The organism is Yersinia massiliensis CCUG 53443 (assembly GCF_000312485.1).
Classification (GTDB): domain Bacteria; phylum Pseudomonadota; class Gammaproteobacteria; order Enterobacterales; family Enterobacteriaceae; genus Yersinia; species Yersinia massiliensis.
This window is the reverse complement of the sequence record NZ_HE997643.1, coordinates 446,014-471,256: the sequence shown is the minus strand read 5'-3', so window position 1 is coordinate 471,256 and position 25,243 is coordinate 446,014. Positions and strand designations below refer to the sequence as shown.

Genomic DNA, 25,243 nt, shown 5'->3' with positions numbered 1-25,243 from the left:
ACCCCGTATGATTGCGCGTTTTTAGTACCGCCAAAAAGTGATGACCATGACCCAAACCTTTATCCCCGGCAAAGATGCTGCACTGGAAGACTCCATTTCTCGCTTTCAGCAAAAACTGACTGACCTCGGTTTTAATATCGAAGAAGCCTCTTGGCTCAACCCTGTTCCTCACGTTTGGTCGGTACATATCCGCGACCGCGATTGTCCGTTGTGCTTCACCAACGGCAAAGGTGCTAGCAAAAAAGCAGCACTGGCATCAGCCTTGGGTGAATATTTTGAGCGTTTGTCCACTAACTATTTCTTTGCCGATTTCTATTTAGGCAAAGCCATCGCAGAAGGTGATTTTGTTCATTACCCAAATGAAAAATGGTTCCCGATTCCTGAAGATGATTTACTGCCGGAAGGCATTTTGGATGAACATCTGCTGGCGTTTTACGATCCAGAACAGGAATTAGTCGCCAGTGATTTGGTTGATTTGCAATCAGGTAATGCCAAACGTGGTATTTGCTCGCTGCCATTTACCCGCCAGTCAGATTTAGAAACCGTCTATATTCCAATGAACATCATTGGCAACCTGTATGTTTCAAACGGCATGTCTGCTGGCAATACAGCAAATGAAGCCCGAGTACAGGCGCTGTCGGAAGTTTTTGAACGTAATGTGAAAAATCGCATTATTGCGGAATCTATCAGCTTGCCGGAAATTCCAGCCGAGGTGCTTAATCGCTATCCGGGCGTGGTGGAAGCTATCGCTAAGTTGGAGGACGAAGGTTTCCCGATCCTCTCTTATGATGCTTCTTTAGGCGGCGCATATCCGGTTATCTGTGTGGTGTTGTTTAACCCATCAAACGGTACCTGTTTTGCTTCGTTCGGTGCACACCCAGATTTTGGTGTGGCGCTGGAACGTACGGTGACCGAGTTACTACAAGGCCGCAGCCTAAAAGATCTGGATGTCTTTACTGCGCCTACGTTTGATGACGAAGAAGTGGCTGAGCATACCAATCTGGAAACACATTTTATCGATTCAAGCGGTTTGATCAGTTGGGATATGTTTAAAGAAGATGCCGACTATCCATTTGTTGACTGGAGCTTTAAAGGTACCACCGAAGAAGAGTTCGCGACTTTGATGGCTATCTTCAAACAAGAAGATGCGCAAGTGTATATCGCAGACTACGAACATCTGGGTGTTTACGCTTGCCGTATTCTGGTACCCGGTATGTCTGATATCTACCCAGCAGAAGACTTGCTGATGGCAAACAACACCATGGGTGTTCACCTGCGTGACACCTTGTTGGCCCTACCTGATAGCGATTGGCAGCCTGCGCAGTATTTGGAACTCATCCAGCAGCTCGATGACGAAGGGCTAGATGATTTTGCCCGCGTACGTGAGTTATTGGGTATCGCGAGCGGCAAAGATAACGGCTGGTATACCCTGCGAGTTGGTGAGCTGAAATCGATGTTGGCGTTAGCAGGCGGCGACCTAGAGCTTGGGCTCATTTGGCTTGAATGGACGCAGGACTTCAACTCTTCTGTCTTCACGGCAAAACAGGCCAACTATTACCGTTGTCTGCAAACCCTCTTGTTGCTGACTCAAGAACCTGATCGTGAACCGATGCAATATCACAGCGCATTCGTGAAAATGTATGGTGCAGAAGCCGTAGAGGCTGCCTCTGCTGTCTTAGCAGGCGAAGAACGCTTCCACGGCCTGTTCAGTGTAGATGAAGACCTGAAAGCATTACCTGCGCATCAAGCACTGCTCGGTGCTTATGACAAATTGCAGGCAGCCAAACGCAGCTACTGGGCTAAAGGCGAGTAAAACTTCATTCTCCCGCTGATTAATCAATAATTGGCGGGAAATGCTCTCTTGAAAATCCGATTATTTATCGTTGCATTTATTCCCATCCCAAATAAGCATCAATTACTGAGTTCAACAATTGTTTTTGTCATAAAAAAACGTTATTTTCTGACGCCGTTTCTGCTGATAAGCAGCACTATTAAACAATTATTATTAGCTGAAGAGAAAAAGCAGACAAAAAGGTGAATAAATAGTTAATTTTTTATTAACGCTAATAATAAAAATAACTACAACCCCCCTTATTGATTAACCTTCCGAGTGGCATCAAAACCTCTCAATCAAAATTTTTTGTAAATATTAAAATAATTTTTTACGTTTATAATCAAAGCATTAGTGTTATTACCCACACATTTTATAATGATTTACCCGTAACTAAACTCACGCAATATGATCCACATCAATTTTCACGCTATACTGCTTTGCTAGTATCTCGTTGTGCTTTATTAACCCTTAAGAGAGAGTTAGTGTGAAAGCTGACAACCCCTTCGATGCCTTATTACCTGCGGCGATGGCTAAAGTAGCCGAAGATGCCGGTGTCTACAAAGCCACCAAGCATCCGCTAAAAACGTTTTATTTAGCGATTACTGCTGGTGTGTTTATTTCAATTGCGTTTGTTTTTTATATTACAGCGACTACCGGTACTGCTGGCGTGCCTTTTGGTTTTGCCAAGTTAGTGGGTGGTATTTGTTTCTCCTTGGGGCTAATGTTAGTAGTAGTGTGTGGGGGCGACCTTTTCACTTCTACTGTACTGACAACTGTTGCTAAAGCCAGTGGTCGTATTACTTGGCGTCAACTGGGCTGCAACTGGGTTAATGTCTATATTGGGAACCTTTTCGGGGCACTCTTCTTCGTTGCACTCATCTGGTTCGCTGGCCAATACACAGTGGCAAATGGTCAATGGGGGCTAAATGTCCTGCAAACAGCTGACCACAAATTGCACCATACTTTTATTGAAGCAGTCTGTTTGGGGATTTTGGCAAACTTGATGGTTTGCTTGGCGGTTTGGATGAGTTACTCCGGCCGTACCATAATGGACAAAATGTTTGCGATGATTCTACCGGTGGGCATGTTTGTTGCCAGCGGATTTGAGCATAGCATCGCCAATATGTTTATGATTCCTATGGGGATTGTGATTAAAAACTCCGCTTCGCCTGAGTTTTGGCAATCCATAGGAACAGCACCAGAGCACTTTGCTAACCTAACTGTAAGTAACTTTGTCATTAATAACCTGATTCCAGTCACTATCGGCAACATCATTGGTGGCGGATTATTGGTTGGTTTAACTTACTGGGTAATTTATCTGCGCGGTGACCAGCAACACTAAGTGTGGCCGCACACGGTTTTCGAAGAAATTAACATTAAAAGGTAGATGCATTATGACCGAACTTAATGAGAAATTGGCCAAAGCATGGCAAGGTTTTACCCAGGGTGACTGGCAGAACGAAGTAAACGTTCGTGACTTCATCCAAAAGAACTATACCCCTTATGAAGGTGATGAGTCCTTCCTTGCCGGCTCTACCGAAGCAACCGACAAGCTGTGGGCGCAAGTCATGGAAGGGATCAAACTGGAAAACCGCACTCATGCGCCAGTTGATTTCGATACCGACGTTGTTGCGACCATCACTTCCCATGATGCTGGTTATATCAATAAAGATCTGGAAACTATCGTTGGTTTGCAGACTGAAAAACCATTAAAACGTGCTCTGATCCCATTCGGCGGCATCAAAATGGTTGAAGGCTCTTGCAAAGTTTACGGTCGTGAACTTGACCCGCAACTGAAAAAAGTCTTTACCGATTACCGTAAAACACACAACCAAGGTGTGTTTGACGTTTACACCAAAGACATCCTGAACTGCCGTAAATCTGGCGTATTGACAGGTTTGCCAGATGCTTATGGCCGTGGCCGTATCATCGGTGACTATCGTCGCGTAGCCGTTTACGGTATCGACTTCCTGATGAAAGACAAACTGGCTCAGTTCAACTCTTTACAGGATGATCTGGAGAACGGTAAAGACCTGGAAATGACTATCCAGTTGCGCGAAGAAATTGCTGAACAGCATCGTGCTCTGAATCAGATCAAACAAATGGCAGCTAAATATGGTTGCGATATCTCCGGTCCAGCAACAAATGCCCGTGAAGCAGTACAGTGGACTTACTTCGGCTACTTAGCTGCGGTTAAATCCCAGAACGGCGCAGCAATGTCCTTCGGTCGTGTTTCTACTTTCCTTGACGTTTATATCGAACGTGACATGAAAGCAGGCAAACTGACTGAAATCGAAGCGCAGGAATTAATCGACCATTTGGTGATGAAACTGCGTATGGTTCGCTTCCTGCGTACCCCTGAGTATGATGAGCTATTCTCTGGTGACCCAATTTGGGCAACTGAGTCTCTAGCCGGTATGGGTGTTGATGGCCGTACTCTGGTGACTAAAACCAGCTTCCGCTTCTTGAATACCCTGTACACCATGGGGCCATCTCCAGAGCCGAACATGACCATTCTGTGGTCTGAAAAACTGCCACTGAACTTCAAAAAATACGCAGCTAAAGTGTCTATCGATACTTCATCTGTACAGTATGAAAACGATGATCTGATGCGCCCTGACTTCAACAACGATGACTATGCTATCGCTTGTTGTGTTAGCCCGATGATTGTCGGTAAACAAATGCAGTTCTTCGGTGCTCGTGCAAACTTGGCAAAAACCATGTTGTACGCAATCAACGGCGGTGTTGACGAAAAACTGAAAATCCAAGTTGGTCCTAAAGAAGCACCAATGATGGATGAAGTGCTGGACTATGACAAAGTCATGGATCGCATGGATCACTTTATGGATTGGCTGGCCAAACAATACGTGACCTCGCTGAACATCATTCACTACATGCATGATAAATACAGCTATGAAGCTGCGTTGATGGCACTGCATGACCGTGATGTTTACCGTACTATGGCATGTGGTATCGCAGGTCTGTCTGTTGCGGCTGACTCACTCTCTGCTATCAAATACGCCAAAGTAAGCACCATTCGTGATGCTGATGGCTTGGCTATCGACTTCAATATCGAAGGCGAATATCCACAGTTTGGTAACAACGACTCACGTGTAGATGACATTGCTTGTGACCTGGTTGAGCGCTTCATGAAGAAAATTCAGAAGCTGCGTACTTACCGTGGCGCTGTTGCCACTCAGTCAGTGCTGACCATTACCTCTAACGTGGTTTATGGTAAGAAAACCGGTAACACTCCAGATGGTCGCCGCGCGGGTGCGCCATTCGGTCCAGGTGCGAACCCAATGCATGGCCGTGATCAGAAAGGTGCTGTTGCCTCTCTGACTTCCGTTGCTAAACTGCCGTTTGCTTACGCTAAAGATGGTATTTCTTATACCTTCTCTATCGTGCCAAACGCACTGGGTAAAGACGATGAAGTTCGTAAAGCGAACTTGGCGGGTCTGATGGATGGTTACTTCCATCACGAAGCGTCTATCGAAGGTGGCCAACACCTGAACGTGAACGTCATGAACCGTGAAATGCTGTTAGATGCGATGGAAAATCCGGAAAAATATCCGCAATTGACTATCCGTGTATCAGGTTACGCTGTTCGTTTTAACTCGCTGACGAAAGAACAACAGCAAGACGTTATTACACGTACATTTACTCAGTCGATATAAGTTTTAGACCTTAAATAATTCGAGTTGCAGGTAGGCTGTAACAGAGTATCACCAGTGGCTTATACCAATAAGTCGCTGGGTAATCGAAAACAACCTACTCACTTGCAGTTTGAAGTATGACAGTCATAACTAAAATAGATTAGACTAAAGGCTCCACCTTAGTGGGGCCTTTATTTATTCAGTATTGGAGTAACCTGCAATGTCCGTACTTGGCCGCATTCACTCATTTGAATCCTGTGGCACCGTTGATGGCCCTGGTATTCGATTTATCGTCTTCTTCCAGGGTTGTTTGATGCGTTGCCTGTATTGCCATAACCGTGATACTTGGGACACCCATGGCGGTAAAGAAGTTACCGTTGAAGAATTGGTCAAAGAAGCCGTTACCTATCGCCACTTTATGAATGCTTCTGGCGGCGGTGTGACCGCTTCCGGCGGAGAAGCCATCTTACAGGCTGAATTTGTTCGCGATTGGTTCCGTGCATGCCACGAAGAAGGTATTCACACTTGTCTGGACACGAACGGTTTTGTCCGCCGTTATGATCCGGTTATCGATGAATTACTCGATGCGACCGATTTAGTGATGCTGGACTTGAAACAAATGGATGACAGCGTACATCAGAATTTGGTGGGCGTGTCCAATCACCGTACGCTGGAGTTTGCCCGCTATTTGGCAAAACGTAACCAGAAAACTTGGGTCCGCTATGTGGTAGTACCGGGTTGGTCAGACGATGATAAATCGGCACATATGTTGGGTGAGTTTACCCAGAACATGACCAATATCGAGAAGATAGAGCTGCTGCCTTATCATGAGTTAGGTAAGCATAAGTGGATTGCGATGGGCGAAGAATACAAGTTGGATGGGGTAAAACCTCCAACTGCGGAGATTATGGACCGCGTGAAAGGTATTCTGGAAAGCTATGGCCACAAAGTAATCTACTAAAAACCGCCTTGCGGCTGACTCTAGCCAAACAAAATAATATTCAATCAATGCCGCCCGTTGGATACCCGACTGGCGGCATTATTTTAGCCGTTAAATCGCGGCAAAAGGTGTTTGCTGCTGATCTGGCTTACGCAACAACATCATCAAATACACCAACGCGACGCCAGCAATCATGATGAACAATAAATTGTCTGAGTAACGCTGCATCAGCAATGAAGTCATGGTCGGGCCGGTCAGACTACCGATGGTATAACTCATCAAAAGCGCCTGATTCATCGCTACTAATTCGTCAGCACTGGCTTTTTCGCACGCCCACGCCATCGCGACTGGATAAAGAGTAAAACCCGCGCATCCTAGAATAAATAACGCCGGCGCCAAGGCGTAATGACCCAGGATGGCAACACTCCCCAAGATCACCACAAACACCTGAATCCGCAGCACCAATAAACGGCCATAACGGTCTGCCATTTTACCAATCGGCCATTGACCGATAATCCCAGAACTTACCAGTAAAGCCATCCACCATCCTACACTGGCATCGCTCATTCCTTGATGGGATAAATACAACGGCAGCAGCCCATAGAGCGAACCTAATAGGACACCTGAGATAATGCAACCATTGATGCCCAAACGTGCGCTACGGCGCTTTAGCATCGGCCAAATAGCGACGTGAGAGGATTCACTCCCCTCCTGATGTGAGAAATGAGCAAACAAGAGCGGCAACATCGCAGTAATGACTAATGCACTGACCCACGGAATAACATTGAGCAGTTTTGTCGACACCACACCCAGCAACAATTGCCCAGTCACGGTTCCCAAATAGTAAACCATCATATAAGCGGCCAACAGTTGCCCGCGGTTGGTTAACGTGCCGCTACGTAGTAAAGCGCTTTCGACAATCACCCAAATCAGTGCACAAGCTACGCCAGCGAAGAAGCGCCACCCCAACCAGCTCCAAAAATCGACTGATAGCATGAGGCCACAGGTCGCTAGAGCAAATAAAATGCAGGAATAGTGATAACTGCGATTAAATCCTAATCCTTGAATTAAGCGCCCAGCAACCAGTGTTCCAACTAAGTTCCCCGTAAAATAGGATGAGCTAACCATCCCCACTTGCCAAGTCGGCAACTGTTGATGGGATAACCACAAAGGAACCAATGTATTTAAAACCGCGATAGAAATCGTAAACAACAAAAGCCCACAGAGCAAAAGTAGCACCGGGCGAGAATATGCGGACATGATTAAAGAAAAACCGTCGAAACGATGAGAGTGAGCGCATCATGCCACTGGTGATAAAAAAGTCAATTACCGCTCTGATGGGAATAGCACAATATGCTGGTTTGCCCGACGATAAGCGAACGGGGCTCGAAGCCGTATTCTGAAAAAGAAAAAGCGCCCGAGGGCGCTTTATAACGAATAAATGATAGAAGCAGTAATTTTCAATCAGCCACTTTTTACTCACTCGTCCCTATTAACCGATAAACTCAAGACCACCCATATATGGGCGCAAGACTTCCGGTACTTGGATACGGCCATCAGCCTGTTGGTAGTTTTCCAATACCGCCACTAAGGTACGGCCAACAGCCAGACCAGAACCATTCAATGTATGCACCAAACGGGTCTTTCTATCTGTTTTATTACGGCAACGTGCTTGCATACGGCGCGCTTGGAAGTCCCAACAGTTTGAGCATGAAGAGATTTCACGGTAGGTATCTTGTGCCGGTAACCATACTTCCAGATCGTAAGTCTTGCTGGAACCAAAGCCCATATCCCCGGTACAGAGCAGCACTTTACGGTACGGTAATTCCAGTAACTGCAGCACTTTCTCTGCATGGCCGGTCAACTCTTCCAGTGCCGCCATTGAATCTTCAGGGCGTGTTATCTGCACCATCTCGACTTTATCGAATTGATGCATACGAATTAAGCCACGAGTATCACGACCATAAGAACCCGCTTCTGAACGGAAGCATGGCGTATGCGCGGTCATTTTCAATGGCAAGGATTCTTCTTCCAGAATCTCATCACGAATTAAGTTAGTCAGCGGGACTTCAGCCGTAGGAATCAAAGCATAGTTGCTGCTATCTGATTCTTCTTCCAGTGGTTTGGTGTGGAACAAGTCCTCGCCAAATTTTGGCAACTGACCAGTACCATACAACGTGGCATGGTTGACCAAATAAGGAACGTAAGCTTCTTGATAGCCATGTTTCTCGGTATGCAAGTCCAGCATAAACTGAGACAGCGCACGGTGCATGCGAGCAATTTGCCCTTTCATCACCACAAAACGCGCACCCGTCAGTTTCACCGCAGCAGCGAAATCAAGGCCACCGGCCATTTCACCCAAGGAAACGTGATCTCTCACCTCAAAGTCATACTTACGTGGTTCACCCCAACGGCTGACTTCAAGGTTGTCATTTTCATCTTTGCCAACGGGCACAGAATCATCTGGCAGGTTTGGAATTGACAAAGCCAAGTCACGGATTTCGTTTTGCAACTTATCCAGTTCGACCTTAGCGGCATCCAGTTTTTCACCCAGCACATTGACTTCTAAACGCAATGGTTCGATATCTTCGCCACGCGCCTTGGCCGCACCAATCAATTTCGATCGGGCGTTACGTTCTGCTTGCAGACTTTCTGTTTCAACCTGTAAAACTTTGCGGCGCTCTTCTTGTTGGCGCAACATCTCAACATCAAGTTTAAAACCTCTGCGAGCCAGTCTTTCGGCGACTGCGTCTAGCTCATTGCGCAGCATATTGGGATCGAGCATGCTAGTCCTGTGCTTGTAGTTATGGATATACCCTCATATATGAATATCGGGCATAAATGGTTAGTGAAAGCGAATTTAACGCTGTAAGCGGTTAAAGTGGTGTAAACAGCCACTTACCAAGCAGTTATAGCGCTAACCTTACCGCAACGGCAAGGCTAGCGGTAGCGTTTTATCGGGCTATTTTGATCCTGCTCAGCCAACCATGCCAGCTTTTCACCGATTTTCCCTTCCAAGCCTCGGGACGATGGAGAATAGTAGCGGGTAGCGGCCATTTCAGGCGGGAAATAGTTCTCACCTGCGGCGTAGGCATGCTGTTCATCATGCGCGTAGCGGTACTCCGCACCCAACCCCATTTCTTTCATCAATTTGGTCGGTGCATTGCGCAGATGTTCTGGCACATCAAAGTCAGGTTTGTCACGCGCATCCTGCATCGCGGCTTTAAACGCGGTGTAAACTGCGTTACTTTTCGGTGCGCAGGCCAGATACACAATCGCTTGAGCAATTGCTCGCTCACCTTCTGCTGGGCCGACACGGGTAAAACAATCCCATGCGGAGATAGCAACTTGCATGGCCCGTGGATCTGCGTTCCCAACATCTTCTGACGCAATGGCCAGCAAGCGCCGTGCAACGTACAGCGGATCACCACCCGCAGTGATAATCCGTGCATACCAATACAAGGCAGCATCAGGAGCTGAGCCACGAATAGATTTATGTACTGCCGAAATCAAATCGTAATAACGATCACCTTTATTATCAAAGCGAGCACTCCGTTCACCAGAAACTTCTTTGAGCAAATCAGGGGTTAATACACGTACCCCATTGGCATCAATTTCGGCCATATCTGCCATCATTTCTAGGCTGTTCAAGGCGCGGCGAGCATCTCCGCCCACCAGTTCAGACATCATCCGGCGGGTTTCATCGAGTAACTTGATGTTCTGCCCACCATAGCCACGTTGACTATCTGACATCGCTTGATCAATCACTTTTTCGATATCAGCAGCCGTAAGCGACTTCAGCAAATAGACGCGCGCACGGGAGAGCAAAGCTGAATTTAGTTCAAACGAAGGGTTTTCAGTGGTAGCACCGATAAAGGTGATTGTGCCATCTTCAATATGGGGTAAAAATGCATCCTGCTGACTTTTATTGAAACGATGAACTTCATCCACAAATAGTATCGTGCGCCGCCCTGCGTCCCTATTTTGTCGAGCCCGTTCGATAGCTTCGCGGATCTCTTTTATGCCAGAAGTCACCGCAGAAATACGCTCAACGTCTGCTTGACCATAACGGCCAATCACTTCTGCTAAGGTGGTTTTGCCGGTTCCCGGTGGCCCCCAGAGGATCATGGAGTGTAACTGCCCGGCAACGATTGCCCGCGGTAGCGGTTTACCCGGAGCCAGCAGATGCTGCTGACCAATATATTGATCCAACGTCAAAGGCCGCATCCGCGCGGCCAGTGGTTGAAACTCATTTTGGGAGAAATCGAGGGACATATTACTCACACAAACCTCACTGCCGCTGGTCGTCCAGCGTCACACCTTTAGGTAGGGTAAATTTAAATTTGCTGGCATCCGCTGAGCTATTCTGTTGCCCTTTAAGCGTATAGGCACTGCGCTGCCCATCCTGCTCAACCGCAGTAAAGCTTTTGATCGTACCTGTTGGTGTCACAGTAATCGCAAATTGCTTCAGATTACCGCTTGCACTTTTTGGCGTCAGCTCGAAATCGTCGCCTTTTTGCTTCACATTGTATTGCTTCCAATCATCTGGATTGTTGCGCGTAATCAGCATGAACGGGGTATTGCCAGTCGCATTTTTTAACCAAGTTGCCGTCGCCTGCTCAACAAATGGATTGTAGAACCACAATGTCTCACCATCGGAAATCAGGACACTCTCATCTGGTGAAGTCATATGCCAGTTAAAAAGATTGGGCCGTTTAACCCACAGTTCACCTTCACCTTCCTGCACTGCCGCACCATCAGCGGTGGTGACTTTCTGCGAGAAGTTAGCATGGAAACTATTCACCTTACTTAGGCGACCTTGCAAGTCAGAGCTGGCATCTGCCAAAACTGACGTTGAAATCAAGCCAGATAACAGACAGCAAGCAACAAGCAGTTTTTTCATTATTCTAAATACCTTATAAAATTCACTGATAAATATGGGGTCACGCTTTTTTGCATAAGGGCCGCAATGCGGCCCTGTCTATGTTAACTGCTTCAGAACAAGCGATTATTCATGAGGTGGCGGAGCCAAAACTTCACGATTGCCGTTATGGCCCGGCGTACTCACAATTTGCTGAGCTTCCATTTGCTCAATAATACGAGCAGCACGATTATAACCGATTCGGAATTGGCGCTGAACGCCAGAGATAGACGCACGGCGTTTCTCCAGCACAAAGCTGACCGCCTGATCGAACAGTGGATCCAGCTCTTCATCACTGTCCAACCCAAGGCTGCCGCCTTCACCCTCATCTCCACCACTGATAATACTCTCAATGTACTGAGGACGACCACGGGCTTTCCAATCATTTACCACAGCATGTACTTCCTGATCACGGACAAAGGCACCATGCACACGCACAGGAATTGAAGAGTTCGGTGCCATATACAGCATATCCCCCATCCCCAACAGCGATTCAGCGCCCCCCTGATCCAGGATGGTTCGGGAGTCAATTTTACTGGAAACCGTAAAGGCGATACGTGTAGGGATGTTAGCCTTAATCAAACCGGTTATCACATCAACTGACGGACGTTGGGTAGCCAGAACAAGGTGGATACCGGCAGCACGCGCTTTCTGTGCCAGACGGGCAATCAGCTCTTCAACTTTTTTTCCCACGGTCATCATCAGGTCAGCGAACTCGTCCACCATCACCACGATATAAGGCAGTTTCACCAACATTGGCGGTGAGATGTCCATACTATCGGATGGCTTCCAGAATGGATCTGGAATCGGCCGCCCCATCGCTTCAGCTTGCGCTACGCGCTCGTTGTAGCCCGCAAGATTACGGACACCTAAAGCAGACATTAGCTTATAGCGCCGTTCCATCTCACCGACACACCAACGTAATGCATTCGCAGCATCCTTCATGTCAGTGACAACACCGGTTAACAAATGCGGAATGCCTTCATAGACCGATAACTCAAGCATTTTCGGGTCAATCATGATAAAGCGCACTTCATCTGGTGTCGCTTTATACAAGATGCTGAGGATCATTGCATTCACCCCAACTGACTTACCCGAGCCGGTCGTACCTGCTACCAGCAAGTGAGGCATTTTGCCTAAATCAGCCACCACCGGTTGCCCTGCGATGTCTTTACCGAGCACGATAGCCAAAGGTGAAGGATTATCACGGAATTTAGCACAATCAAGCACTTCTCTCAGGTAGACCGTTTGACGGTGTTTGTTTGGCAGTTCAAGCCCAACATAAGGTTTACCGGGAATCACCTCCACAACACGCACGGCGATAGCAGAGAGTGAGCGGGCCAAATCACGGGAAAGATTCGAAATACGCGAAGCTTTAACGCCCGGAGCCAGATCCAGCTCGAAACGAGTAATGACCGGACCTGGAGAAATACCAACCACCTCAGCTTTCACACGATAATCACCTAAACGCGCTTCAACCAACCGCGCTGTTTGCTCTAATGCAAACATATCAACCGGTTCCTCTTCCGCTGGCGGTGAAGAAAGCAGGTCTAGCGTCGGTAATGGTGTCGTCGGTTTGACCAAAGGCTGGTCATTTCGCATCAAGAACGGGTGAATCAAGCTGTCCATCGCTGGCGTCGGTTCGACAGAAGGAGCAGATTGGCTTGGTGGTATTGATTGCACCGGCGTAGTGGGTTGGGCAACCAACGGTGGTACTGGTGCGGTATAAGTCGGTGCCGCCGCTGGCGGTGTGTATGCAGAGTGTGCATTAGCTGGAGAATAAGCAGATTGAGCCGGTGCTGCTGGCTCTGAATGCGCTTGATAGCCAGATGCATGTTGATGTGGCGGCTCTTGCTCTGAGTGTTCTGATACAAAAGTGCTATTTTCAGCTACGGACTCACTCTGCGCAGAAAGCGTGAATAGTGGCTCACGCGGGCTTTCATCAACTAAATCAGCTATTGGCGAGAAAGTGAAAGCGCTGTGGGTATCGACAGGCTGAGCTCGTTCAACTGCACTATTTTCGCCACTCTCATTTTCACGACTATAAAAGTGATTTTCATGATGAGCAGCATCTTCACTTTGCGCGTTGCTATAACGTTGTTGCTGTTGTGCAGCAAATGCTTGTCGTAATGCTGCCTCTTGCAGAGCTTGTTCATCTTCAGGCTCTGGCGCGGAGAAAATATTTACGCCAGCAACATCAGGCTGCCCATAGCGAGCTGATTGTTGGTCAGCAAAGGCTTGACGTAATATTGCCTGTTGCAGCGCAGCAGCATCCTCTGACTCACTTTGAGGATCAAATGACGTTACATTTACCTGGGCGTTTTGCGTTTCTTCTTCATGCTGCTCACGTTGTTCCTGTTCAGCGATACGCTGCGAAGGCAGCTTAATGCCGTAAGAGGCCAATTCACGTCGCGTTGGAATACGCACAGGATTCGGCCGCGGCAATTCTGGACCAATCCCTTGCTTAACTTGCGAGCTGCTATCGCTGGTTGCCGTAAATGCTGGCATAAATGTCGCGGCTACCGCACTTGCTCCAACCACTCCATCCGCCGAAATTGGGCTAGATGGCGATGCCATTCCCGCGGCCACACCCGCAGCAGTGAGGCCCTCAAAACCAGCTCCTACCCCAGGATTCATAGAAGGTAAGTTTTCTACCTGATCGCTATGACGCTGCGCGGTTGAAAAATCAAATGGCGAATGACGGGTCTGTTCTGCTGGTGTTTCCCATGACCCCATCTGAGGCTCGTGGCGTTCAACGGGTGATAAATTGCGATGCTGGGCTGGAACAGATGCTTCTTCCGGTATTTCAAATGAATACAGCGGTGGTGCCTCGGAGACATTATCAGGTGATGAAACCAGACTGTTAGTAGTCAAGGAGTTTAAGGCAAGGGTATGCACAGTATCATTATGACTAGCATCCTCAGGACTCAGAACCGGGGGAGTAGCGACCTGTGCGGGAGCCGCCACTAACGCAGATGAGTCATCATTTTCTGTAGCACGTAGCGAACTCAGTAAAGGATCATATTCATCGTCATTTTCAGTTAACGGTAATGGTTCATCAGTCACAGAACGTGCTGAAAAAAGGACATCATCCGCATCGGCGTAGGCTGAATTTGCCGCTAGCGCACTAGCTGTTACAGCGCCTGCCGCCGCGGCTTTGTTCGCTACTGAGCTTTTTTCTTGCTCGGCAGTCTTGGCATCATCTACATGGTCGCTGTCATCTTCATCGTCGTAGCGCTCTTCGCGGCGAGAACGATTAGTCATAAATGCCAGTGAACCTAAGACCACACCACCAATTTTTTCGGCGATGACCAACCATGACCAACCGGTAAAGAGCGTCAAGCCAACAGCCCAAATACAAAGCAGCGTCAGTGTTGCTCCTACACCATTAAACCACGGCAACATGGCATTACTAAATAAGCTACCAATCACCCCACCCGAAGCGAAGTAATAGAGATCATCAACATTGAGCGCAGCCAAACCGCATGACGTTAAAATTAGGGCTAATGTGCCAATCAGGCGTAATGAAAGCGCAAAGTAATCAACGTGCTCGCTGGCATCGCGCTGACGAAATGCTGCCCAGCACAACATCACCATAATGACTGGGATTGCATAAGCCAAAACACCAAAGGTAAAGAACAGCGTATCGGCCATCCACGCACCTATACCCCCACCAAGATTGTGGATAGGTTCGTGCCAAGCAGTTTGGGACCAACTGGGATCCGAAGGATTAAAACTCAGCAGCGCTGCCATTAAGTAGGCTGCAAGAAGGGTTACCACAATCAAAACAGCCTCAAGCAAACGACGCCCGCTGCTTAGCTTTTTCAGAGTAACTTCTTTGTCTTCTGTATATTCCTGGCTCAAGAAAGGCTCTCCAGGTTCCTGTTAACTAGTATGAGTAACAACGCCGAGAACCCTCCCGGCGTTGAAACTGTATGAATAAACAGGAGTGTAACCAAATTACTCAGGTTTTGCACCTGCCTGTTTACCGCGTTTTAATCACAAGGCGGTTACTCTGCTTCACTTCTTCCATGACCACATAGGTACGGGTATCGTTCACGCCCGGCAGGCGAAGCAAGGTCTCACCGAGTAAGGTACGGTAAGCGGACATATCAGGTACACGGGTTTTCAACAAATAGTCGAAATCGCCTGACACCAAGTGACACTCTTGAATTTCCTCAAGATTTTTTACAGCAGCATTAAATTGCTCAAACACATCCGGAGCACCACGATTCAGAGTAATCTCAACAATAACCAGCAATGATGCATCCAAATACTGTGGATTAAGCAGTGCGGTATATCCATGGATGAAGCCCTGACGCTCTAAACGGCGAACTCGCTCTAAACATGGTGTTGGTGACAATCCTACTCGTTTTGAAAGCTCTACGTTAGAGATTCGCCCATCCTTTTGTAATTCATTCAGGATGTTACGATCAATACGATCAAGCTCTTTCCCCGGCCGTTTTTTATTATCTATCATCTTATAGTCTCTCTTAATTTCCTTGAGTTTGCGGCATACCCTAAATGTTAGGAGCTTTAGAGCTTGCTACAAACCACGACCCGCAGCCTGTTTTATGCAAATATATCAACACGTTGTTAACTCACACCCTGTCTGTCCAACTGTATGCGAGGTACTCGATGATTATTAGCGTTGAGGAAGAGATAACACATCACAAACAACCGCAGATACATCCCCCCTACGGTTATTCGATAACTGACTCCACATGCCATCCAGTATTAATCGAAAACATTCCAGGGTTTTCGCTTGATGTCAGTGACACCAAAACTGAAATTATGGCGCGCAGATAATTTCTTCTTCCTATGATGTTTTCGCAAATGCGCAGCCGATTGTCAAAGTAAAAGAAGTTAAATCAGTAGAACGTGCCAGAATTAAAATCTCAGCCCCCTTCACTTAGCTATTTTTTCACCGCTTATTTGCTATAAAATGGTGCAAATCACCCTCTATCTATAATGACTTTTTTAATGGATATTGGCTCACAAGCCACATTCTTTATGGGGTCAACGCTTTTTCAGGCTATTTTTGCCATAACGTAGAAATCTATTTTGGTCCAATTTGTCGCCAAACTTATTTTTCTCATCAGCTAACTGCCGATTCTCAATACATTTAGTCTATTAAATAGGCATTGCCTATCAAACAAATCGCTATCAACATTTTTGTCTGCTTTTTTTCATGCACAATTTTCCCTACAATCGCTAACATTGTCCGCCATTGTGGGAAAGAGGTATTCATGAGCACGGCTAAACATAGCAAATTGATTATTCTGGGTTCTGGCCCTGCAGGTTATACCGCAGCAGTTTATGCAGCACGCGCTAACCTAAAACCTGTATTGATTACCGGAATGGAAAAAGGTGGTCAGTTAACCACTACGACCGACGTCGAAAACTGGCCCGGCGATCCCGAAGGACTCACCGGCCCAGCACTGATGGACCGGATGCATGAACATGCTGAAAAATTCCAGACAGAAATTCTGTTCGATCATATCAACAGTGTTGATTTAAAAAATCGCCCCTTCCGCCTATTTGGTGATAGCGATGAATACACTTGCGATGCGTTAATTATCGCAACTGGCGCATCTGCCCGCTATTTGGGGATGGAATCTGAAGAAGCGTTCAAAGGCAAAGGGGTTTCTGCCTGCGCAACTTGTGACGGTTTCTTCTACCGCAATCAAAAAGTGGCCGTCGTCGGTGGCGGTAATACTGCCGTTGAAGAAGCACTGTATCTGGCTAATATCGCTGCTGAAGTCCATTTGATCCATCGCCGTGATAGCTTCCGTTCAGAAAAAATTCTGATTGATCGCCTGATGGAGAAAGTGAAAAACGGTAACATCGTGTTGCATACTGACCGTACGCTGGATGAAGTACTGGGCGATGAAATGGGTGTAACTGGCGTGCGCCTGAAATCAACTCAAAGCAATGAAACCGAAGAACTTGCAGTTGCGGGGGTCTTTATTGCCATCGGTCATAGTCCTAATACCGCCATTTTTGGTGACCAGTTAGCACTGGAAAATGGCTACATAAAAGTTCAGTCCGGCACCCAAGGCAATGCAACGCAAACCTCAATTCCAGGTGTGTTCGCTGCAGGTGATGTTATGGATCATATTTACCGCCAAGCCATCACCTCTGCTGGCACTGGCTGCATGGCGGCTCTGGATGCTGAACGCTATCTTGATGGGTTAGTAAACGATAAATAGCGTTTATTGATATTACATCTTAGATTACTGTCTTACTGAATACATACGGGTAGCTGGCGATACGTGAGCTACCCGTTTCTATTTTGTACATTTAGCACCCCAATGAAAAACAGCAAATTATAGAAATCTACTAATGCGGTAACTATCACAAGCATTATAGTTTCGCCTCAATGCATCACGAGGTAAGATTGCCCCTCGCCAGTTTGCCACCGCCAATGGTGACAAACTTTAGATCTTTATAAGCCCAGAGTCATCAGTATTGTAGGTAGACCACATTCACACCCTATCTTGATATGGCGTGAAATAGCGTCATCCATCTCCCTGCATATCTGAGCCTTTTGGGTATATTTGCGCAGACAAATTGCCTGATGAATAAAACACGACAGTATGAGTTGATTCGTTGGCTGAAAAAACAAAGCGCTCCGGCGCAACGTTGGCTCCGCCTGTCCATGTTACTTGGCCTCCTCAGCGGGTTACTGATCATTGCTCAAGCATGGTTACTCGCCACCTTGCTGCAATCTCTGATTATCGATAAGTTACCGCGTGCGTTGCTGACCACCGATTTTGGGCTGCTCGCGGGCACTTTCGCCTTACGTGCCGTGATCAGTTGGTTACGTGAGCGCGTTGGTTTTATCTGCGGCATGAAAGTGCGTCAGCAGATACGCAAAGTAGTATTAGATCGATTAGAACAGTTGGGCCCAGCATGGGTGAAAGGTAAACCCGCTGGAAGTTGGGCGACCATTATTCTGGAACAAATTGAGGATATGCAGGATTACTATTCCCGTTATCTACCGCAAATGTATCTGGCAGTATTGATTCCCGTACTGATATTGATCGCTGTCTTCCCTATCAACTGGGCGGCAGGTTTAATCTTATTTGTCACCGCGCCACTCATCCCATTATTCATGGCGCTAGTCGGAATGGGCGCTGCTGATGCTAATCGGCGAAATTTTGTCGCGCTCGCGCGCTTAAGTGGCAATTTCCTCGATCGTTTACGAGGACTCGACACTCTTCGGCTGTTTAATCGTGCTAAAGCAGAAACAGACCAAATCCGCGACTCCTCAGAAGATTTCCGTCGTCGTACCATGGAAGTTTTGCGGATGGCGTTTCTCTCCTCCGCGGTATTAGAGTTTTTTGCTGCTATTTCTATTGCCGTCGTTGCAGTCTATTTTGGCTTTTCTTATTTAGGTGAACTGAACTTTGGTAGCTATGGCCTTGGCGTAACCTTGTTTGCTGGGTTCTTAGTGTTGATTCTGGCACCTGAGTTTTTCCAGCCTTTACGCGACTTAGGGACGTTTTACCATGCTAAAGCGCAAGCAGTAGGTGCCGCTGAGTCACTGGTGACTTTTTTGAGCAGCGAGAGCGAGTCTATCGGTCAGGGCGATAAAGTCTTAACTGGTGTAGAAGCGATTACCCTTGATGCCGATGAATTAGAAATTTTAGCCCCCAATGGCAACCGTCTAGCGGGACCACTTTCATTTTCACTGCCTGCTGGCAAACGTGTCGCCATTGTCGGTCTGAGTGGCGCAGGCAAAAGCTCCTTACTCAATTTGCTGCTCGGTTTTTTACCTTATCGCGGCTCGTTGAAAGTTAACGGGATTGAGTTACGTGACCTCGCACCGCCAGCTTGGCGCGATCAATTAAGCTGGGTAGGGCAAAACCCGCATCTGCCTGAACAAACTCTGATAGCCAATATCCTGCTAGACCAGCCTGATGCTGACGACAAACAATTGCAGCAAGCTATCGAACGCGCCTATATCAGCGAGTTTATCAATGACTTGCCGCAAGGGCTCAATACAGAAGTCGGCGATCACTCAGCACGCCTTTCCGTTGGGCAAGCTCAGCGCGTTGCAGTTGCCCGCGCATTACTCAATCCATGTCGTTTGCTACTGTTGGATGAACCAACAGCCAGCCTTGATGCCCACAGTGAGCAGTTAGTGATGAAAGCGCTGGAGGATGCCTCTCGCAGACAGACAACACTGCTGGTCACGCATCAGTTGGAAGATACCCGGGGGTATGATCAAATCTGGGTAATGGATAATGGCCTGTTAATTCAACAAGGTGATTATTCGAGCTTAAGCCAGTCTATCGGTTCATTTGCCAATCTGCTGTCCCACCGCAGTGAGGAGCTTTAATCATGCGCGTACTTCTTCCCTTTTTGGCGCTGTATCGCCGCCATTGGTTCCTCATATGCCTCGGCATTATTCTAGCGATTGTTACGCTGTTAGCCAGTATCGGATTGCTTACATTATCAGGTTGGTTCTTAGCCGGCACTGCCATTGCTGGGCCTGCGGGGCTCTATACGTTTAACTATTTGTTACCGGCTGCCGGTGTCCGTGGTGCAGCAATTGCCCGCACCGCTGGTCGATATGCTGAACGAGTTGTCAGTCACGATGCAACATTCCGCGTGTTGGCTCATCTACGCGTATTCGCTTTCCAAAAAGTCCTGCCGCTCTCCCCTGCTGGCATCGCTCGTTTTCGTCAAAGTGAACTCCTTAACCGTTTAGTTGCGGATGTCGATACCCTCGACCATCTCTATTTACGCGTTATCTCACCCTTGATAGCTGCCATCGTCATTATCGCTGTCGTGACGTTTGGCTTAAGTTATCTGGATGTCAATTTAGCATTGACCCTCGGGGCAATTTTGCTGGGGCTATTGCTGTTAGTCCCATTGATTTTCTATCGTGCAGGTCAGCCTATTGGCCGCGATTTAACTGATCTACGTGGTCAATATCGTTCGCAACTGACATCTTGGTTACAAGGGCAAGCTGAGTTATTAGTCTTTGGCGCACAGCGACGTTTCCGTGCGTCACTAGAGGGAATTGAACAGCGCTGGATGATCCGACAGAGACAACAGGCTTCGTTGGCGGGTCTAGCGCAGGCATTGATGATTCTAGCCTCCGGCTTAACTGTCACACTGATTTTATGGCTTGCTGCTGAAGGCATTGGTGGAAACAGCCAGCCAGGTGCATTGTTGGCCTTGTTTGTTTTTACCTCCTTGGCCGCCTTTGAAGCATTATTGCCCGTGGCTGGAGCCTTCCAACATTTAGGACAGGTTATTGCCTCAGCGACTCGGGTCGCTCAATTGATGGAACAAAAGCCTGAAGTGACATTCCCAGTATCGGGTCCAAAGGTTACCTCTCAGGTGGCGCTGGAAGTGACAGGGTTAAGTTTTACTTATCCGCAGCAGCCATTACCTGTTTTGCAGGATATATCGCTGTCACTGGCCGCAGGAGAGCATATTGCGCTATTGGGTCGTACTGGTTGCGGTAAATCAACACTGTTGCAGCTATTAACCCGAGCTTGGGATGCTAATAAGGGGGTCATCACACTCAACGGAATGCCACTGGCTCACTATGATGAAACAACGCTGCGCCAGATGATGACTGTGGTCAGCCAGCGGGTACATATTTTCAGCAGTACGTTGCGCGAAAATCTGTTACTTGCTTGCCCTGACGCCTCAGATGCACAACTAAAAGTAGTTTTAGAGCAGGTAGGTTTAGCCAATTTACTCGATAACAGTGAAGGATTGAATGCGTGGATGGGCGATGGCGGGCGGCCATTGTCTGGCGGTGAACAACGGCGCTTGGGGATAGCCCGTGCTTTATTGCACCCTGCCCCGTTGTTGTTACTTGATGAGCCGACCGAAGGGTTAGATGCAGAAACCGAGCAGCAAATTCTGGCGTTATTGCGTCAGCATTGTCAGCAGAAAAGCTTGATTATTGTCACTCACCGCTTGCATGGATTGGAGTTTATGGACCGAATCTGCGTCATGGACGGCGGGATGATAGTCGAACAAGGTGATCACAACAGTTTGTTGCAACGTAAGGGACGCTATTACCAATTCCATCAACGTCACTGATGTCGTGATAGGGAAACTATTATTGTGCTCAAATCAACGGCACAGCAGTAGCTCATCAACTAATATGATTAAAAGCGCTTGAAAGCAAAGCAGTATTACTGATGTTGAAACTGAGATGTCGACACTGAGACGTTGATCCTTATATGAGCCTGTTAGCATCGCCAAGGAGATTTATGCGCATTACACAGCTCTCTTCACAGTCATTCGCCTTCCCGTCACCTGAGCTGGCACTGCGTGAACCAAACGGATTGTTGGCGCTGGGGGGCGATTTATCTGCCCCCCGTTTGCTGGCAGCCTACCAACGGGGAATTTTCCCTTGGTTTAGTCCAGGGGAAATGATTTTGTGGTGGTCACCCGATCCACGTGCGGTTCTGTTTCCAGAGGATTTGCATATTAGTCGCAGCATGCGTCGTTTTTTGCGGCACTGCCCTTATCGATTTACGCTGAATCATGCTTTCAAGGATGTTGTCCAAGCTTGTGCCTCGCAGCGTGATGAGGGAACTTGGATTGGCGATGATGTTCAGCAGGCATATTGCCAGCTTCATGCTTTGGGGCATGCCCACTCAGTCGAAGTTTGGTTGGAAAATGAGCTAGTTGGTGGTTTGTATGGCATCGCCATTGGCGCATTGTTTTGCGGTGAATCCATGTTTAGTCGTGCTGACAATGCCTCAAAAAGCGCATTAATGGTTTTTTGTCATCATTTTACCGGTCAGGGTGGAGAACTGATTGACTGTCAGGTCCTCAACGCTCACACTGCGTCGCTGGGTGCGATTGAGATCCCCCGAAACTTTTTTTTACAGCAGTTGAGTCAACTCCAGTTTAGTCCACTACCGGCTGAATGCTGGTTACCGCAATCGTTGAGTTTTTCATCTTCGATGCAGTAAAACTCAACCGCTTAAAACACCCCACATTAGGCTTTATCCCCCTCTTACCGGCAGACTGATTTTGCGGAAATGGTGCGATGACCGCCAACACTTCTTTACATAATGTGGGTTTTTCGGCATTATCTTGCCGGTTAAAAACTAAGGTAGTTACACCTAGAGGATTCGATGGCCAAAGAAGACAATATTGAAATGCAGGGCACCGTTCTTGATACGCTGCCGAACACCATGTTCCGCGTTGAATTGGAAAACGGGCACGTGGTAACCGCTCATATCTCCGGTAAAATGCGTAAAAACTATATCCGCATCCTGACGGGTGACAAAGTCACTGTAGAGCTGACCCCGTACGACCTGAGCAAAGGCCGCATTGTCTTCCGTAGCCGTTAATCGGCTAATCTGTCGCAAGTCGACGACTCGCGAGCTCTGAGGATGTAGTCCCCCTCCGGCGCCCTTCCAATTTATGGTAAGGGCGTTTTGCGTTTTCTTTTATTTACTCAGTCATACGGCTTTATCAGCCATGAAGAAAGTGAAACACCCAAAATAAAAAGGGCGATAAGCTATCAACTTATCGCCCTTTTCTATTTTATTTGCACAAATTCGCCAGCATTAACACACCTTCGGTATTAACACGCTGAATTAGTGAACAGCACCTTCAGTTTTCCGCTTCTGCGCACTCTGGAATTCATAAGCCAGTTGTTGTTTTTCTTTATCCAACTGAACAGTGACCGAGCCACCATCAACCAGAGAGCCAAACAACAACTCGTTTGCCAACGGTTTCTTCAGATTTTCCTGGATCACCCGCGTCATTGGTCGTGCGCCCATCGCTTTGTCGTAACCTTTATCAGATAACCAATTACGGGCTTCTTCACTGACTTCCAGTGACACACCTTTGGCATCTAATTGGGCCTGCAACTCAACAATGAATTTATCCACAACTTGCTGGATAACCGCCGGTGACAAGTGATTGAACCAAATAATGTTGTCCAACCGGTTACGGAATTCCGGCGTAAACACTTTTTTGATCTCTTCCAAGGCGTCCGTACTGTTGTCCTGCTGTTTAAAGCCAATGGAAGTACGCTGTGTTTCGCGTACACCCGCATTGGTGGTCATCACTAAAATAACGTTGCGGAAATCGGCTTTACGCCCATTGTTATCCGTCAGTGTGCCGTTATCCATCACCTGCAATAACAGGTTGAACACATCTGGATGAGCCTTCTCAATTTCATCAAGCAGCAACACAGCATGAGGATGCTTGATAACCGCATCAGTCAACAGACCACCCTGATCGTAACCAACATAGCCTGGAGGTGCGCCAATCAGGCGACTGACAGTGTGACGCTCCATGTACTCGGACATATCAAAGCGTAGCAACTCGATATCCAGTGCTTTGGCCAATTGCACCGTCACTTCCGTCTTACCCACACCGGTAGGGCCAGCAAACAAGAATGATCCGACGGGTTTGTGTTCATGCCCTAAACCAGCACGGCTCATCTTGATGGCTTCAGACAGTGCATCTATGGCCTTATCTTGACCGAATACCAGCATATTTAAGCGTTCGTTCAAGTTCTTCAGGACATCGCGATCACTGGCAGAGACCGTTTTCTCCGGAATACGCGCAATACGAGCAACCACTGACTCAATATCCGATACATTGACGGTTTTCTTACGTTTGTTAGCAGGCATTAGGCGACTACGGGCACCCGCTTCATCGATTACATCAATGGCTTTGTCAGGTAAGTGGCGGTCATTGATATATTTCACTGATAACTCAACCGCTGCACGTATCGCTTTCGCGGTATAACGCACGTCATGGTGTGCTTCATACTTCGGTTTCAAGCCATTGATAATCTGAACTGTCTCTTCAGCCGTCGGTTCAGTAATATCGATTTTCTGGAAACGCCGCGCCAAAGCACGATCTTTTTCAAAGATATTGCTGAACTCCTGATAGGTCGTCGAGCCGATCACTCTGATTTTCCCACTGGAAAGCAGCGGCTTAATCAGATTAGCGGCATCAACTTGCCCACCAGAGGCAGCACCAGCACCGATGATGGTATGAATTTCATCAATAAAGAGAATGCTGTCTTTATCATTTTCCAGTTGTTTCAGCAGGGCTTTGAAGCGTTTTTCAAAGTCACCACGGTATTTGGTTCCAGCCAGTAGCGAACCGATATCCAGCGAGTACAAGGTACATTCAGACATCACTTCTGGTACATCACCTTGCACGATACGCCATGCCAGACCTTCGGCGATGGCCGTTTTACCGACACCGGACTCCCCCACTAACAATGGGTTGTTTTTACGCCGACGGCATAACACTTGGATGGTGCGCTCCAGTTCTTTATCGCGCCCAATGAGTGGGTCAATGCCGCCAACGCGGGCCAGTTGATTCAGATTGGTGGTGAAGTTCTCCATACGGTCTTCCCCTCCTGCCTGCTCTTCATTCACCGGATTTTCTGCATTCGGTGCCTGACCCGGCTCATCCTTACGGGCGCCGTGGGAAATAAAGTTCACGATATCCAGTCGGCTGACATCATGCTTACGCAGCAGGTAGGCCGCCTGAGATTCTTGTTCACTAAAGATAGCCACCAGCACGTTGGCACCCGAGACTTCATTACGCCCAGATGACTGAACGTGGAAGACCGCGCGTTGTAACACCCGTTGGAAACTGAGCGTTGGCTGGGTGTCACGTTCTTCTTCAGTGACAGGTAATGTTGGTGTGGTTTGTTCGATGAACGCTTCCAGTTCCTGGCGTAATGCCACCAGGTCAACCGTACACGCCTCCAGCGCTTCCCGCGCGGCTGGATTGCTCAGCAATGCCAGCAATAGGTGCTCCACGGTCATAAACTCGTGTCTGTGCTCACGCGCTCTGGCGAAAGCCATGTTGAGACTGAGTTCAAGTTCTTGATTGAGCATAGGCACCTCCCAATAATTGCCTTA

The 25,243-nt window shown here is 47.7% G+C and carries 16 protein-coding genes; 9 read left to right on the top strand and 7 right to left on the bottom strand.

The window, feature by feature from the left end; genetic code table 11:
- Nucleotides 1-46 precede the first annotated feature (46 nt).
- The 4 genes from ycaO to pflA all read left to right on the top strand — a co-directional run bounded on the left by ycaO (nucleotide 47) and on the right by pflA (nucleotide 6,451).
- Nucleotides 47-1,813, top strand: a complete 1,767-nt coding sequence (ycaO, locus tag BN68_RS02125) for a 30S ribosomal protein S12 methylthiotransferase accessory factor YcaO (RefSeq protein ID WP_019209499.1) — start codon at nucleotides 47-49, stop codon at nucleotides 1,811-1,813.
- Between the two features lie 505 nt (nucleotides 1,814-2,318).
- On the top strand, nucleotides 2,319-3,176 hold the full coding sequence (gene focA, locus BN68_RS02120) for a formate transporter FocA (protein WP_019209498.1): 858 nt from the start codon (nucleotides 2,319-2,321) through the stop codon (nucleotides 3,174-3,176).
- 52 nt (nucleotides 3,177-3,228) lie between these two features.
- The gene (pflB, locus tag BN68_RS02115) at nucleotides 3,229-5,511 is read left to right on the top strand and encodes a formate C-acetyltransferase (RefSeq protein ID WP_019209497.1); all 2,283 of its coding nucleotides are present in this window, start codon (nucleotides 3,229-3,231) and stop codon (nucleotides 5,509-5,511) included.
- Between the two features lie 199 nt (nucleotides 5,512-5,710).
- A complete protein-coding gene (gene pflA / locus BN68_RS02110; protein WP_019209496.1) occupies nucleotides 5,711-6,451 on the top strand; it encodes a pyruvate formate lyase 1-activating protein in 741 nt (246 codons plus the stop codon).
- Nucleotides 6,452-6,541: 90 nt separating this feature from the next.
- On the opposite strand, the gene BN68_RS02105 is transcribed toward pflA, so the two are convergent.
- The 6 genes from BN68_RS02105 to lrp form a co-directional block, all read right to left on the bottom strand.
- On the bottom strand, nucleotides 6,542-7,690 hold the full coding sequence (locus BN68_RS02105) for an MFS transporter (protein ID WP_019209495.1): 1,149 nt from the start codon (nucleotides 7,688-7,690) through the stop codon (nucleotides 6,542-6,544).
- A 232-nt stretch (nucleotides 7,691-7,922) separates the two neighbouring features.
- Entirely contained in the window at nucleotides 7,923-9,215 is a 1,293-nt protein-coding gene (gene serS / locus BN68_RS02100; protein ID WP_019209493.1) for a serine--tRNA ligase, read from the bottom strand.
- A 155-nt stretch (nucleotides 9,216-9,370) separates the two neighbouring features.
- Nucleotides 9,371-10,714: a replication-associated recombination protein A gene (locus BN68_RS02095; protein ID WP_042806365.1), complete on the bottom strand. Its 1,344-nt coding sequence runs from the start codon at nucleotides 10,712-10,714 to the stop codon at nucleotides 9,371-9,373.
- A gap of 7 nt (nucleotides 10,715-10,721) precedes the next feature.
- Nucleotides 10,722-11,333 carry an outer membrane lipoprotein chaperone LolA gene (gene lolA / locus BN68_RS02090; protein ID WP_019209491.1) on the bottom strand — a complete coding sequence of 204 codons (612 nt, stop codon included), beginning with the start codon at nucleotides 11,331-11,333 and terminating at the stop codon, nucleotides 10,722-10,724.
- Between the two features lie 105 nt (nucleotides 11,334-11,438).
- Entirely contained in the window at nucleotides 11,439-15,215 is a 3,777-nt protein-coding gene (locus tag BN68_RS02085; protein ID WP_019209490.1) for a DNA translocase FtsK 4TM domain-containing protein, read from the bottom strand.
- A gap of 121 nt (nucleotides 15,216-15,336) precedes the next feature.
- Nucleotides 15,337-15,831 (bottom strand): leucine-responsive transcriptional regulator Lrp, encoded by a 495-nt coding sequence (gene lrp / locus BN68_RS02080; protein WP_002211340.1) that lies wholly within the window; start codon nucleotides 15,829-15,831, stop codon nucleotides 15,337-15,339.
- Nucleotides 15,832-16,600: 769 nt separating this feature from the next.
- On the opposite strand from lrp, the gene trxB reads away from it, so the two are divergent.
- From trxB to infA, 5 genes are all read left to right on the top strand, one after another.
- Entirely contained in the window at nucleotides 16,601-17,563 is a 963-nt protein-coding gene (trxB, locus tag BN68_RS02075; RefSeq protein WP_019209489.1) for a thioredoxin-disulfide reductase, read from the top strand.
- 368 nt (nucleotides 17,564-17,931) lie between these two features.
- Nucleotides 17,932-19,698, top strand: a complete 1,767-nt coding sequence (gene cydD, locus BN68_RS02070; protein WP_019209488.1) for a heme ABC transporter permease/ATP-binding protein CydD — start codon at nucleotides 17,932-17,934, stop codon at nucleotides 19,696-19,698.
- 2 nt (nucleotides 19,699-19,700) lie between these two features.
- Nucleotides 19,701-21,425: a heme ABC transporter ATP-binding protein/permease CydC gene (gene cydC, locus BN68_RS02065; RefSeq protein WP_019209487.1), complete on the top strand. Its 1,725-nt coding sequence runs from the start codon at nucleotides 19,701-19,703 to the stop codon at nucleotides 21,423-21,425.
- Between the two features lie 173 nt (nucleotides 21,426-21,598).
- The gene (gene aat, locus BN68_RS02060) at nucleotides 21,599-22,309 is read left to right on the top strand and encodes a leucyl/phenylalanyl-tRNA--protein transferase (RefSeq protein ID WP_019209486.1); all 711 of its coding nucleotides are present in this window, start codon (nucleotides 21,599-21,601) and stop codon (nucleotides 22,307-22,309) included.
- Nucleotides 22,310-22,474: 165 nt separating this feature from the next.
- The gene (infA, locus tag BN68_RS02055; protein WP_002211347.1) at nucleotides 22,475-22,693 is read left to right on the top strand and encodes a translation initiation factor IF-1; all 219 of its coding nucleotides are present in this window, start codon (nucleotides 22,475-22,477) and stop codon (nucleotides 22,691-22,693) included.
- A 249-nt stretch (nucleotides 22,694-22,942) separates the two neighbouring features.
- Here the strand turns inward: infA and clpA are convergent, their stop codons facing one another.
- Nucleotides 22,943-25,219: an ATP-dependent Clp protease ATP-binding subunit ClpA gene (clpA, locus tag BN68_RS02050; protein ID WP_019209485.1), complete on the bottom strand. Its 2,277-nt coding sequence runs from the start codon at nucleotides 25,217-25,219 to the stop codon at nucleotides 22,943-22,945.
- Nucleotides 25,220-25,243: the final 24 nt, after the last annotated feature.